This is a genomic window from Acinetobacter sp. NCu2D-2 (assembly GCF_001647675.1).
Lineage (GTDB): Bacteria > Pseudomonadota > Gammaproteobacteria > Pseudomonadales > Moraxellaceae > Acinetobacter.
In genome coordinates this window covers 2,470,350-2,482,888 of record NZ_CP015594.1, presented here as the reverse complement: position 1 = coordinate 2,482,888, position 12,539 = coordinate 2,470,350, and the positions used below count along the sequence as shown (strand labels likewise).

15 protein-coding genes are annotated in these 12,539 nt (G+C 42.6%); 9 read left to right on the top strand and 6 right to left on the bottom strand.

All coding sequences use genetic code 11. The annotated features are described in order from the left end of the window. Positions 1-13: 13 nt before the first annotated feature. Together A3K93_RS11980 and A3K93_RS11975 are read right to left on the bottom strand one after the other, a co-directional pair. Positions 14-1,168: a methionine aminotransferase gene (locus A3K93_RS11980; RefSeq protein WP_067731416.1), complete on the bottom strand. Its 1,155-nt coding sequence runs from the start codon at positions 1,166-1,168 to the stop codon at positions 14-16. A gap of 136 nt (positions 1,169-1,304) precedes the next feature. Continuing rightward, entirely contained in the window at positions 1,305-2,228 is a 924-nt protein-coding gene (locus A3K93_RS11975; RefSeq protein ID WP_067731415.1) for a Dyp-type peroxidase, read from the bottom strand. Between the two features lie 160 nt (positions 2,229-2,388). Between A3K93_RS11975 and A3K93_RS11970 the strand changes: the two genes are divergently transcribed. Next, positions 2,389-3,009 (top strand): LysE family transporter, encoded by a 621-nt coding sequence (locus A3K93_RS11970; protein ID WP_067731414.1) that lies wholly within the window; start codon positions 2,389-2,391, stop codon positions 3,007-3,009. A gap of 152 nt (positions 3,010-3,161) precedes the next feature. Beyond that, positions 3,162-4,406, top strand: coding sequence for a mechanosensitive ion channel family protein (locus tag A3K93_RS11965; RefSeq protein WP_067731745.1), 1,245 nt, complete (start codon positions 3,162-3,164; stop codon positions 4,404-4,406). A 50-nt stretch (positions 4,407-4,456) separates the two neighbouring features. Here A3K93_RS11965 and A3K93_RS11960 read toward each other — a convergent pair whose 3' ends face one another. The 4 genes from A3K93_RS11960 to A3K93_RS11945 are packed head-to-tail and all read right to left on the bottom strand — an operon-like array spanning position 4,457 to position 7,007. After that, positions 4,457-4,936: a DUF523 domain-containing protein gene (locus tag A3K93_RS11960; RefSeq protein ID WP_067731413.1), complete on the bottom strand. Its 480-nt coding sequence runs from the start codon at positions 4,934-4,936 to the stop codon at positions 4,457-4,459. A gap of 5 nt (positions 4,937-4,941) precedes the next feature. Then, positions 4,942-5,742 carry a zinc ABC transporter permease subunit ZnuB gene (gene znuB / locus A3K93_RS11955; protein ID WP_067731412.1) on the bottom strand — a complete coding sequence of 267 codons (801 nt, stop codon included), beginning with the start codon at positions 5,740-5,742 and terminating at the stop codon, positions 4,942-4,944. A gap of 3 nt (positions 5,743-5,745) precedes the next feature. Next, positions 5,746-6,537 (bottom strand): zinc ABC transporter ATP-binding protein ZnuC, encoded by a 792-nt coding sequence (gene znuC / locus A3K93_RS11950; protein WP_067731411.1) that lies wholly within the window; start codon positions 6,535-6,537, stop codon positions 5,746-5,748. Continuing rightward, positions 6,510-7,007, bottom strand: a complete 498-nt coding sequence (locus A3K93_RS11945; RefSeq protein ID WP_067731410.1) for a transcriptional repressor — start codon at positions 7,005-7,007, stop codon at positions 6,510-6,512. Before A3K93_RS11945 ends, znuC begins: the two co-directional genes overlap by 28 nt. Positions 7,008-7,145: 138 nt before the next feature. On the opposite strand from A3K93_RS11945, the gene A3K93_RS11940 reads away from it, so the two are divergent. From A3K93_RS11940 to atpA, 7 genes are all read left to right on the top strand, one after another. Continuing rightward, entirely contained in the window at positions 7,146-7,982 is an 837-nt protein-coding gene (locus tag A3K93_RS11940; RefSeq protein ID WP_067731409.1) for a metal ABC transporter solute-binding protein, Zn/Mn family, read from the top strand. A gap of 173 nt (positions 7,983-8,155) precedes the next feature. Beyond that, positions 8,156-8,554, top strand: coding sequence for an ATP synthase subunit I (locus tag A3K93_RS11935; protein ID WP_067731408.1), 399 nt, complete (start codon positions 8,156-8,158; stop codon positions 8,552-8,554). Positions 8,555-8,658: 104 nt separating this feature from the next. Then, positions 8,659-9,534: a F0F1 ATP synthase subunit A gene (atpB, locus tag A3K93_RS11930; protein ID WP_067731407.1), complete on the top strand. Its 876-nt coding sequence runs from the start codon at positions 8,659-8,661 to the stop codon at positions 9,532-9,534. An 82-nt stretch (positions 9,535-9,616) separates the two neighbouring features. Then, the gene (gene atpE, locus A3K93_RS11925; protein WP_000424060.1) at positions 9,617-9,862 is read left to right on the top strand and encodes a F0F1 ATP synthase subunit C; all 246 of its coding nucleotides are present in this window, start codon (positions 9,617-9,619) and stop codon (positions 9,860-9,862) included. A gap of 39 nt (positions 9,863-9,901) precedes the next feature. Next, positions 9,902-10,372, top strand: a complete 471-nt coding sequence (locus tag A3K93_RS11920; protein WP_067731406.1) for a F0F1 ATP synthase subunit B — start codon at positions 9,902-9,904, stop codon at positions 10,370-10,372. 12 nt (positions 10,373-10,384) lie between these two features. Next, positions 10,385-10,921, top strand: coding sequence for a F0F1 ATP synthase subunit delta (locus A3K93_RS11915; protein ID WP_067731405.1), 537 nt, complete (start codon positions 10,385-10,387; stop codon positions 10,919-10,921). A gap of 43 nt (positions 10,922-10,964) precedes the next feature. Then, a complete protein-coding gene (atpA, locus tag A3K93_RS11910) occupies positions 10,965-12,509 on the top strand; it encodes a F0F1 ATP synthase subunit alpha (protein ID WP_067731404.1) in 1,545 nt (514 codons plus the stop codon). The last annotated feature ends 30 nt before the right edge of the window (positions 12,510-12,539 follow it).

Here is a 12,539-nt window from a genome sequence, read left to right as displayed (position 1 = left end):
GTTTTTTTGTGAATTAGACTTTTTTTAGAATTTCGCCTGCCTGTTGCAAAGTCTGGTCTTTTTTCGCAAAGCAGAAGCGTAATAAACGTAAATCCTGCGGTGCATTTTTATAAAACACAGACACAGGAATCGCCACGATGCCATGCTCATGTGCAAGGACTTGGCACATGTCAGTGTCGTTTAAATCAGGGCGAATATCACTGTAATCTAAATTTTGGAAATAGGTACCTTGCGAAGGTGTCCATTTAAAACGAGAGCCTTGAATTGACTGATTAAACAAATCACGTTTGGCTTGATAGAAAGATGACAACTCTCGAATATGCTCAGGATGTTGCTGAATGTACTCAGCCAGTGCCACTTGCACCGGTGTTACACCACAGAAGCTGGCAAATTGATAGACTTGACGGAATAATTTCATCAAATGATCAGAAGCAACACAAAAGCCGGTTTTCCAGCCTGTGACATGGAATGTTTTGCCAAAAGAGCCAATCACAAAACTTCGGTCACGTAATTCAGGAAATGAACACGCTGAACGATGCTGCTGACCATCAAAAATCAAATGTTCATATACCTCGTCCGAAAGCACCACAATGTCTTTATCTTGAATGAGTTGGATCAGATTATGCCAATCTGTAGTGGACCAAATGCTCCCTGTTGGATTGTGCGGTGTATTCACAATCACCATACGTGTACGATCATTGATGGCATCTTTAACTTCATTCCAGTCGACTGAAAAGTCAGGATGCTTTAAGGCAATATGTACTGGCTTTGCACCTAAGACCTGAACGGTTGGGGCATAACTGTCATAACTTGGGTCGAAAATAATAACTTCATCACCCGCGCGAACGGTGGCTTGAATCGCACAGAAAATTGCAATGGTGGCGCCTGGGGTAATGGTGATATGACGATTTGGATCTAAAGTGACTTGATCACGCTGTGCATATTGTTCTGCAAGTAATTGACGCAGAATCGGCAAACCATCACCCGGGGCATATTGGTTAAAGCCGGATGTTGTGGCTTTGGCGAGTGCATCAATCAAGTCCTGTGGTGCGCCGAAGTCAGGAAAACCTTGCGATAAATTAAGTGCGCCTAACTGCTGAGCCAACGCAGACATGGTACTAAAAATAGTGACACCCAAATCAGGTAGTTTAGACGGTAGTTCTCGCATGGATAGACGCTCTTATTTTCATGAATAAGCAAGTGTAGCAGCTCATTGCAATGAGCCAAGTTATTCATTTTTATTTAAGTTATCAGCAAAATTGCATAAGTTAAAAAAAAGCAGCACGATGGCTGCTTTTTGAGTTTTAATCTAGATCCAATACTTCTTCGAGTAATTCTTCACTCGGTGCAAAGTAATAAGCACCATCTTTTGGAGTCACGAAGTGTAGTAGGCGATCGTGAATGCCATCACCACTGGTACCAAACATGCGATACAACATTGCATCAATGATGGATAAGTCTTTGGTATAGGCAATGAAGAATAAACCTTGATCGCCACGTCCATCACCATACGGTAATGAATGACGTAAAATTGCTAATTCTTCGCCGTCTTCATCTTCAACGATGGTACGCGCAGTATGCGCATTTTCAGGTTTAACATCGTCATCGAGTTCAATGCTTTCAAGTTTGGTTCGACCCATGACTTGTTCTTGCGCATCAACTTTCAGTTTTTTCCATTTATTTAAGTCATGTGCGTAGCGCTGCGCAAAGATAAATGAACCATCTGCAAAAACACCTGCTTCTTCAGGAAGAAGCGCAGTTTCCGCACGGTCATCTGGGAATTGTGGGTTTTCAGTACCATCAATAAAGCCAGTCATGTCACGACCATCGAAATGACGGAAGCAAACACGCTCGTCTAGCACTTCGACTTTATCCTGAATATCTTCAAAAAAGGCTTGGCTCATGGCAAAGCAGATATCAGTACGCTGAGAAGCAAGATGAATAATTACATCGGCAGGAACCACCGGCATTGGAAATGCACCCTGAATCGGTTCAAGTTGTTTAAATCCTTCAGGGCTTTGATCGTAGAGTTTTGACCAAAGTTCAGGACCAAAAGCCACCGCCGTTTTAATTTGCGCGTGAGGATGCTGAGTGATTAAGCGATCACGAGTGGTAAATAAGTCAGCTAATTTTTCTTTTAACTCGTCAATACTTAAGTCTTTTAAGCGTAAAACAATAAAGCGAGCATGATCGGACGGTAGTGGCAAAATGACAGATTGAGCGGTCATTCTTGGCTCCTATATAGTTATATTTCCTCAGCAATACGAGCTATTGTGCCTGAAGGCTATTACGGTGAATAGTCTCTATATGCATTTAGTCGAAGGATTTTATACCACGAGTAAAAGGTGAATTGTCATATAATACGCCAATCGAATTGAGGATAGAGTCATGGCATATCAGGTGTGGATTGCGTACATGTTGGCGTGTTGGGTGATTAGCGTGTCCCCAGGCGCAGGTGCAATCGCATCAATGTCGAGTGGTTTAAACTACGGCTTTAAGCATGGTTATTGGAATGCATTTGGTTTGCAGATCGCATTACTCGTGCAGATTGGCATTGTTGCTGCAGGGGCAGGGGTATTGTTTGCAACGACTGAATGGGCATTCTTAGCAGTGAAATGGTTTGGTGTCGGATATTTATTGTATTTGGCGTATTTGCAGTGGACGGCGCCTGTTAGCTCAATCGAAATTCAGCAGGATACTCAAACCAAATCGAAAGCCAAATTGGTTTGGCATGGTTTCTTGGTAAATATGAGTAATCCAAAAGCCATCGTATTTTTACTTGCGGTTTTGCCACAGTTTTTAGATTTATCTAAACCACAGTGGATTCAATATGTGATTATGGCTGCAACGATGGTGACCATTGATTTAATTGTCATGGCGGGCTATACAGGCTTAGCCGCTAAAGTATTGCGCTTGCTCAAGTCACCAAAACAACAAAAGATTTTAAATCGTACCTTCGCGGTATTGTTTGCTTGTGCGGCAAGTTTATTAAGTTTGGTACATCAGTAATCCATCTTGTTATTTCTGCTTTGTGATTGATTCGAAATGTAAAGATATGTCAATACATCAGGTAGGCATTATCAATTATTTGTTAGGGTGTGCTTTAAATATATCTTAGGTAGACGATGTTCGTGAGTTTGACTGAAAACAAGGGTTCTATAATGCTGGCAGATGGCTATACAAAAATAACCACATGGATTGATCAATATCCATGGTTGGATATGTTGAGCTCCTTATTGATGTTGCTATCCATCGCATTTGTTCTTTATTTCATCACCAAGAAGTTTGTTGTCGTCGGGCTGCGCCGGTTAATTTCGAAATTACCTTTCGTTAATCAAGATATTTTCGCTAATCACAGCGTGATTCGTCGAATTGCGAATATCGTACCTGCTTTATTTATTATCAATACTATTAATACCGTACCGCATCTATCGGAAAAGTTTGTTCAGTTGGTTCAGATGTTGGCTCAGGCTTGGATTTTTCTCACGATTGCCTTGTCGATTGCAGAAATGCTGAATATTTTTAATCTGATGTATCAGCGTAATCCTAAGTCGCAAAACAAACCGATTAAAGGTTACTTGCAACTGGTTAAGTTAATTATCTTTATTGTGTGTGGTTTGATGATTCTAGGCACATTCTTAAAAAAAGATGTGTTTACTTTACTGGCAGGCTTTGGTGCGATGGCCGCAGTGTTGATGTTGGTCTTTCAAAATACGATTTTATCGCTTGTCGCGAGCGTACAAATTTCTTCCTATGACATGATTCGTGTTGGCGATTGGATTGAAATGCCATCTTTAGGTGCGGATGGTAGTGTAATTGACATGTCTTTACATACGGTGACGGTGCAAAATTTTGATAAGACCTATACCACGATTCCAACCAATCGTTTGGTGACAGATACCTTTAAAAACTGGCGTGGCATGGCGGATGCGAATTGCCGTAGGATCAAACGCTCCATTTTTATTGATCAAAGCAGCATTCATTTTTTAAATGATAAAGAATTTGAAAAACTGAGAAAATTTCTAGTTTTACAGCAGTATTTAGAAACCAAAAACGTAGAACTTAAAGCATGGAACGAAACGGTGAATGATTTGATGAATCAGCGTCGTTTAACTAATTTGGGAACTTTTCGTGCCTACGTGAAATACTATCTAAGTCAGCATACAGGGATTGCTCAGCATGAGAGCCTGTTGGTGCGTCAGTTGCAGCCCACAACGGAAGGCTTACCTTTAGAAATTTATGCTTTTACTCAGACCACAGCTTGGGGCGAGTATGAAGATATCCAATCTGATATTTTTGATCATCTGTTGGCAATTATTGGTGAATTCGGTTTGAAAACCTATCAAGCACCTTCAGGTGCAGATGTGTCTGGATTGATCTCTAAGCACATAAGCGAAAGTAACTAAGATAACCATTGTGGTGAGGAGGGGGGTACATCATCCCATTCTCATCACGATTAAATAGGTGGGTGTTTTAAAGACTGTAAAAACTCATCTTCTGTCAGCACAACAATGCCATGCTGTTTAAACAGTGCAGCTGTCACACCATCGCCTGAAATTTTATTTCCTGAAAATGAACCATCGTAAATTAAGCCACTACCACAGGATGGGCTATTGGCTTTTAAAATAGCATGCGTCACCTGAAAATCCTGAGCAACTTTTAAAGCTGCATAAGCACCTTGAATAAAGGCTTCAGACACATCTTCATGCAGGATATTCAGAATAGATATTTTTCGTTCAAGCACTATTTGCCCTGAACCAAATTGAATTTCAGCAGCAGGGCGTGGTGTGGGGAGTCCACCTGCTATTTCAGGACAAAGCGTGACATATTGCTGAGGAAGTAGATGATTGAGAATATCTTGAACTAAACAGTCTTTACCATCGTAACGGACTTTATGACCGAGCAAACAAGCACTAATAAAGTAACGTTTGCTCATGTCAGTTATCTCATTTTTTTAAATTTTTGAACCATAAAAATAATGGCAAAAACAACCGCCATCGTTAGCACAATGGTTAAACCAGTCGAAGTGTTTAAACCTGCACTTGACCATAACCCCACGGTGATTCCAATCTGAGCAATGATAAAGGCAAACAACACCATTTGTTTTGGTGAGTGAGCGAGTAACCGTGCGGTTAATGCTGGAATGACAAGTAATGCACCCATCAGCAATGAACCAACTGCACGTAAAGCGAGTACGGTAAATAGAGCCAAGAGCAGCATAAAGATCAGACGTTGCCAATTGGCACTCACACCTTCACTCACAGCCATATCTGGGTCAATCGCAATTTGGATTTGTGCTTGCCAACTTTTATAGAGTACAGCGAGCGCGACAATAATCACGCCTGCAAACACAGGTAAGTCTGACCATGAAATGGTGAGCAGATCACCAAACAAGTAACTGAGCAATTCAGGACGCAGTGCAGGCAAATGTTGAATTAGTAATAAACCCGAACACAGCAAAGTCGCAGAGCAGAGTGCCAACAAAGCATCATTGGGTAAGCGAGGGTCATGCAAAATCCACAGCACACCCACCAAGAGTAGTGCAATGAGTGTTACACCTGTCCACAGCGGTAGGCTAAGCGCACCAGCGATTGCCACACCGAGTAAGGTGCCATGTGCCATGGTATCGGCAAAAAATGACATACGACGCCAGAGCATTAAACAGCCAAGCGGAGCGGTGAGAAACACCAGCAGTGTTCCCATAATCCATGCAGGTAAAAGGAGTTGTAACCAATCCATCATGGTTTAAGCTTCCGGCTCAGGGTGAATGTGTGGACGAGGGTCATGTTGACACGGTGTTGCTGCGTCGCCATGCGCACAGTGATCGTGATGATGCTGATAGAACACACGGTTGGTGCCGAAAATCGCTTGATATTCTGGGTGCTGTTGCACATTGGCAGGTGTGCCGCTACAACAGATGTGTTTATTCAGGCAAACCACACGTGAAGTGCCTTGCATCACCCATTGTAAATCGTGTGAAACCATCAAAATAGCACAGCCATATTTTTCAGGCAGGCTACGGACATAATCATACAATTCAGCTTCAGACTGAATGTCTAAACCTTGCATCGGTTCATCAAGAACCAAAATGTCGGGCTGGCGTAATAATGCACGCGCTAAAAGCACACGTTGACGTTCACCGCCTGAAAGTTGCTGTACTTTCGAATTTTCCAGCTTAGCAATGCCAGTATCGCGAATAATCTGATCTTTAATTTTTGCATCGCATTTTTCAAGTGCGAGTAAATCTTTTACACGTAAAGGTAGGCTGTGCGAAGGATTGAATTTTTGTGGCACATAGGAAAATTTAAGATGACGCGCCGTTTTGATCTCACCTGATTTCGGTTTCACAATGCCGAGCATAACTTTAATTAAAGTCGATTTACCTGCGCCATTGGGACCAATCAGCGTGACAATTTCTTTCTCTTGTAGCGAGAAATCAATATTTTTTAAGATGTCACGTTCATCTATGTTGACCCAAATTTTTGAGAGTTGAATCAGCGGTGATGAAACTAAGCTTTGTTGCGACACTGCTGACATATTCCTGAAATTTCAATAATACTGTGATGTGCACTAAAGTCATCGGACGCAGCTAGAGAAGCCAGTTGATCCAACAAACCTTGAGCAGAGGCTTCTTTGACTGCCTGACATTCAGTGCAAATCAAGAATGCGGCTTGATGCCCTTCACGTGGATGGCAACACGGAATATAGGCATTAATTGAGGTCAAACGGTGAATAAAACCGTTTTCAAGTAAAAAATCGAGGGTGCGATAGACCGTTGGCGGGGCAGCAGGGCGGTCGCTATTGTTTTTAATTTTTGCCAAAAGGTCATAGGCGCCCATTGGACCTGTGGCATTTAAAATCAGTTCGAGCACTTCTTTACGTAGCGGAGTAAGTCGCACGCCATTTTCAACACAAAAGCGTTCTGCTTCGGCAAGACGAGTTTCCACATTTGGATGGTCGTGTACGCCGTGCAATGCATTGTGGTGTTCGTGCGAACATGAACTCATAGTCCACCTCAAGTGCCAAAATAAAAAAGAAAAGGATTGTAAATTTTACCATGAAGCGCTCAGAGTTACGATGAGGCATAGGTATTTTTAGCGATTTGTTATATTATAACACTTAAGTTTTTTTAGCGATTCTCTCTCATGTCCCGTTTCCTTGCGTTTTGTGCTCTGGCTTTATTCAGTAGCCTGAGTTGGTCACAAAACTTGGTGATTTCCACCCATCCGATTTACTTGATTGCAAAACAAGTGACTCAAGGAATTGAGAAGCCAGTTTTACTCTTGGCAAACCAAACAGGACATGATGTCAGCTTAACTCCAGAACATCGCAAGACTATTCAAAATGCCAGTCTGGTAATTTGGTTGGGTCAGGCGCATGAAGCGCCATTGGCTAAAGTACTCAGTGATAATAAAAGAAGTATTGCTTTACTGGACTCAGGCATCTTAACCACATTGCCACTGCGTAACCCACGCGGTCAGGCATTAAAAGATACCGTCGATACTCACGTCTGGCTTGAACCAAACAATGCGGTGCGTATTGCATTTTTTATTGCAGCACTACGTTCACAACAGTTGCCACAGTATCGCGAAGCCTATTTTAAAAATGCACGTGATTTTGCACAGAAAATGTTCCTAACAGCACAGCATTTCAATGTAAATAGCAAAACTCAGCCTTATTGGTCATATCACGATGCTTACCAATATTTAGAGCGTTCTCTTGGTTTGAAGTTCAAAGGTGCATTGACGGATGATCCGCATGTGTCACCGACTGTTGCGCAAATCAAATACCTACAAGATACCCGTGTACGTAGCAAAATGTGCTTGCTCGCGGAAGCGCATGCCAGTGCAAATCAGTATAAAAAGCTCAATCCAATCGTGTTCCAAGCAGTCGATGAAAGTATGAGTGGGGCAGGGGACTTTGTGCAGGCTTGGCAGCAATTGGCTAAACAAACCCAAAAATGTGTGTTAAATTCGCAATAATGATCAAAAATTAATCATATTTTGATTAGTTTAAAGGCATTTAGAACATTTAAAAAATCGCGACTAAGGTCGGGAAAAGATTGCATGTTCAGGGGTGTAACTCTATAATGCCTGCGATTTAAAATAATCATCAGCTAAACTTGTCAAGCATGATTGCTGTGAGTGGATAAATAATGAGCCGAACTAGTCGCTTGATTGACCGACGATTAGCGAAAGCTTTAGTCATATTACAAGCAGTAATGATACCCGTTTCAGCGTTGATCTGTTGGGCCGTGAGTGGTCAAACAGCAGCCTTGAGTGCAGCTTTAGGTGCATTCGTATGTTGGCTGGCGAGCTGCTATTTTACATGGCAGTCGTTTCGTGCTGCGGGCGCTCGAGCAACCAAACAAGTTCTATCGAACATGTATAGGGGCATGCTCGGTAAGTTTGCAATTGTGATTGTTGGATTCATTTTGATTTTGAAGAATGTTGAACCGTTGTCAGTGGTTGCATTGTTCTGTGGTTTTATTCTCGTTCAAGCCATGTCGTGGGTCGCTCCTTTTTGGGCGTCACGATTACAAAAACGAGTTTAAGCGCAACAAGAAATTGAAAAGTTTTTTCAGAAATAAGCGAGATATCAAGCAGCACGCGATATTCGTAAGTTTCATTAGTTTTTGACATTGACCAGGTGTGATTTATGGCTGCTGAAGAACATGCCCTTACTTCGACCGAGTACATCAAGCACCACTTGACCAACATGACTTACGGCAAAATGCCGGACGGTACATGGAAATTGGCTGAGAACGGTGCTGAAGCTCAACAGATGGGGTTCACTGCTATTCACTTGGATTCAATGGGTTGGTCAATTGGCCTCGGTATCATTTTCTGTTTGTTATTCTGGTTAGTAGCGAAAGCTGCAAACGCTGGTGTTCCTACCAAGTTCCAGTCTGCAATCGAAATGATCATCGAGTTTGTTGACTCAAGTGTGCGCGATACTTTCCACGGGAAGTCTCGTTTGATCGCACCGCTTGCACTAACCATCTTCGTGTGGATTTTCCTCATGAACGCGATGGACTTAATCCCTGTTGACTGGATTCCTTATGTAGCTCAACACGTGATTGGTAGTGCGTTTGGTATTGATCCACACCACGTATACTTCAAGATTGTTCCTTCTACTGACCCTAACATTACCCTTGGTATGTCATTGTCTGTATTTGCTCTTATCTTGTTCTACAGTATTCGTGAGAAAGGCATTGGCGGTTTCGTCGGTGAATTGGCACTCAACCCATTTAACCCAAGTAACCCAGTTGCAAAAGCGTTACTTATTCCAGTGAACTTAATTCTGGAACTCGTAACCTTCCTTGCACGTCCAGTTTCATTGGCTCTACGTTTGTTCGGTAACATGTATGCGGGTGAGTTAATCTTCATTCTTATCGCGTTATTACCGTTCTGGATCCAGTGGGCGTTGTCTGTGCCTTGGGCGATCTTCCACATTCTTGTTATTACGCTACAAGCATTCATTTTCATGATGCTGACTATCGTATACTTGAGCATGGCAAGCGAAAAGCATTAATGGTATTGCCTAACTATCACGGGATGGTTGGGCACAATTTTTTAACTTAATTTGGTATAAACCTAACCTCTGAGGAATTATCATGGAACTCACTTTAGGTCTAGTTGCAATTGCATCTGCTATCTTGATCGCTTTCGGTGCTTTAGGTACTGCGATTGGTTTTGGTCTTCTAGGCGGCCGTTTCCTTGAAGCTGTAGCTCGTCAACCAGAATTGGCTCCACAACTTCAAACTCGTATGTTCTTAATCGCGGGTCTTCTTGATGCTGTGCCTATGATCGGTGTTGGTATTGGCTTGTTCTTCATCTTCGCTAATCCATTTGTAGGTTAATCAGCTTAATTCCGAAATTCACTATTTGAGGAATTTGCAATGAATATCAACCTCACATTGTTTGGCCAAGCGATTGCATTTGCGATTTTTGTCGCATTCTGCATGAAGTTTGTATGGCCACCACTAATCAATGCGATTAGTGAACGTCAGCGTAAAATCGCTGATGGCTTAAATGCTGCTGAAAAAGCGAAGGCTGACCTTGCAGATGCGCAAGCACAAGTGAAAGCTGAACTAGACGCGGCAAAAGCACAAGCGGCTCAATTGATCGAACAAGCGAACCGTCGTGCAGCACAATTGGTAGAAGAGGCGCGCACTCAAGCATCTGCTGAAGGTGAACGCATTCGTCAACAAGCGAAAGATGCTGTTGATACTGAAATCAATGCTGCTCGCGAAGAATTACGTCAACAAGTGGCTGCTCTTGCAGTAGCTGGCGCTGAGAAAATTCTTAGCCAACAAGTTGACGCAGAAGCTCACAATGCCATGCTGACTCAGCTGGCTGCTAAACTTTAAGAGAGGCGGATTATGGCTGAACTCTTGACGTTGGCACGCCCTTACGCAAAAGCAGCATTTGCTTACGCTTCTGAGCAAAGTGCAGCTGACACTTGGTCAACTGTACTTGAATTGCTTAGTGCTGCGGTGCAAGACGAAGCATTTTCAGCTTATCTAAATCGCCCTGAGCTTACACCTGCTGAGCAGGTGGCTCTTTTCGCTAAAGTTTTAGGTGAAGACCAAACTGCATCAGTGTCAAACTTTTTGACATTGCTTGCTGAAAACGATCGTTTGGTTCTTCTTCCTGAGATTGCAGCAGAATTTGAGCAGCTTAAATCACAGAATAACAATACTGTGGATGTAGTGATTGAATCTGCATTCCCATTATCTTCTGTTCAAGAACAATTACTTGCGCATGCATTAGAGAAAAAATTCGAAGCTGCCGTAAATGTTTCTGTAGAAGTTAAGCCAGAGCTTATTGCTGGTGTAGTTATTCGTGCAGGCGACCAAGTGATAGATGATTCTGCGCTTAATAAGCTTGAAAAAATGCGTACTCGTCTTCTTGCTTAATAAATAAGAAGACTGAACTTTAAAAAGATTGAGGTATAGCGCAATGCAACAACTGAATCCATCCGAGATCAGTGCGCTCATTAAACAGCGTATCGGCGATCTGGACACCAGCGCAACCGCTAAGAACGAAGGGACCATTGTTATGGTTTCCGACGGTATTGTGCGTATTCACGGCTTAGCTGACGCTATGTACGGTGAAATGATCGAATTCGACGGCGGCCTTTACGGTATGGCACTGAACCTAGAACAGGATTCAGTGGGCGTCGTTGTTTTAGGTAACTACTTAAGCCTTCAAGAAGGTCAAAAAGCTCGTTGCACAGGTCGTGTATTAGAAGTTCCAGTTGGTCCTGAACTTCTTGGCCGTGTAGTAGATGCTTTGGGTAACCCAATTGATGGTAAAGGCCCTATTGATGCAAAATTAACTGATGCTGTTGAAAAAGTAGCACCAGGCGTAATTTGGCGTCAATCAGTGGATCAACCTGTACAAACTGGTTATAAATCAGTTGATACAATGATCCCAGTAGGCCGTGGTCAACGTGAGTTGATCATTGGTGACCGTCAAACTGGTAAAACAGCAATGGCGATCGACGCGATCATCGCTCAGAAGAATTCTGGCATTAAATGTATCTACGTTGCAGTTGGTCAAAAACAATCAACTATCGCAAACGTTGTACGTAAGTTAGAAGAAACTGGCGCAATGGCGTATACAACTGTTGTAGCAGCAGCGGCAGCGGATCCAGCAGCAATGTTGTTCCTAGCTCCTTACGCTGGTTGTACAATGGGTGAATACTTCCGTGACCGCGGTGAAGATGCTCTTATCATTTATGATGACTTGTCTAAACAAGCTGTAGCATACCGTCAAATTTCATTGCTTCTTCGTCGTCCACCAGGTCGTGAAGCTTATCCAGGTGACGTGTTCTATCTACATTCACGTCTACTTGAACGTGCTTCTCGTGTATCTGCTGACTACGTTGAGAAATTCACTAACGGTGAAGTTAAAGGCCAAACTGGTTCATTAACTGCATTGCCGATTATTGAAACTCAAGCAGGTGACGTATCTGCATTCGTACCGACAAACGTAATTTCGATTACTGATGGTCAGATCTTCCTTGAAACATCATTATTCAACGCAGGTATCCGTCCTGCTGTGAACGCGGGTATCTCTGTATCTCGTGTTGGTGGTTCAGCGCAAACTAAGATCATCAAAAAATTGTCAGGTGGTATCCGTACCGCTCTAGCACAATACCGTGAATTGGCAGCGTTTGCTCAGTTCGCTTCTGACCTTGACGAAGCAACTCGTAAGCAACTTGAACATGGTCAACGTGTAACTGAATTAATGAAGCAAAAACAATATGCTCCATATTCAATTGCTGACCAAGCTGTTTCAATTTATGCATCTAACGAAGGCTACATGTCTGACGTAGAAGTGAAGAAAATCGTTGCATTTGATGCTGCGTTAGTTGCTTACTTCCGTTCAGAACAAGCTGCGTTAATGCAAAAAATTGATGAGACTGGTGCTTGGGATAAAGACATCGAAGCAGCATTCAAAGCTGGTATTGAAAGCTTTAAAGCGACTCAAACTTACTAATTTCAACCTTAGTTGGATTTAGTGTCGGTT

Coding starts and splice junctions, on each gene's coding strand:
- A3K93_RS11980 (WP_067731416.1), bottom strand. CDS start 1,168: ATGCGAGAACTACCGTCTAAACTACCTGATTTGGGTGTCACTATTTTT.
- A3K93_RS11975 (WP_067731415.1), bottom strand. CDS start 2,228: ATGACCGCTCAATCTGTCATTTTGCCACTACCGTCCGATCATGCTCGC.
- A3K93_RS11970 (WP_067731414.1), top strand. CDS start 2,389: ATGGCATATCAGGTGTGGATTGCGTACATGTTGGCGTGTTGGGTGATT.
- A3K93_RS11965 (WP_067731745.1), top strand. CDS start 3,162: ATGCTGGCAGATGGCTATACAAAAATAACCACATGGATTGATCAATAT.
- A3K93_RS11960 (WP_067731413.1), bottom strand. CDS start 4,936: ATGAGCAAACGTTACTTTATTAGTGCTTGTTTGCTCGGTCATAAAGTC.
- znuB (WP_067731412.1), bottom strand. CDS start 5,742: ATGATGGATTGGTTACAACTCCTTTTACCTGCATGGATTATGGGAACA.
- znuC (WP_067731411.1), bottom strand. CDS start 6,537: ATGTCAGCAGTGTCGCAACAAAGCTTAGTTTCATCACCGCTGATTCAA.
- A3K93_RS11945 (WP_067731410.1), bottom strand. CDS start 7,007: ATGAGTTCATGTTCGCACGAACACCACAATGCATTGCACGGCGTACAC.
- A3K93_RS11940 (WP_067731409.1), top strand. CDS start 7,146: ATGTCCCGTTTCCTTGCGTTTTGTGCTCTGGCTTTATTCAGTAGCCTG.
- A3K93_RS11935 (WP_067731408.1), top strand. CDS start 8,156: ATGAGCCGAACTAGTCGCTTGATTGACCGACGATTAGCGAAAGCTTTA.
- atpB (WP_067731407.1), top strand. CDS start 8,659: ATGGCTGCTGAAGAACATGCCCTTACTTCGACCGAGTACATCAAGCAC.
- atpE (WP_000424060.1), top strand. CDS start 9,617: ATGGAACTCACTTTAGGTCTAGTTGCAATTGCATCTGCTATCTTGATC.
- A3K93_RS11920 (WP_067731406.1), top strand. CDS start 9,902: ATGAATATCAACCTCACATTGTTTGGCCAAGCGATTGCATTTGCGATT.
- A3K93_RS11915 (WP_067731405.1), top strand. CDS start 10,385: ATGGCTGAACTCTTGACGTTGGCACGCCCTTACGCAAAAGCAGCATTT.
- atpA (WP_067731404.1), top strand. CDS start 10,965: ATGCAACAACTGAATCCATCCGAGATCAGTGCGCTCATTAAACAGCGT.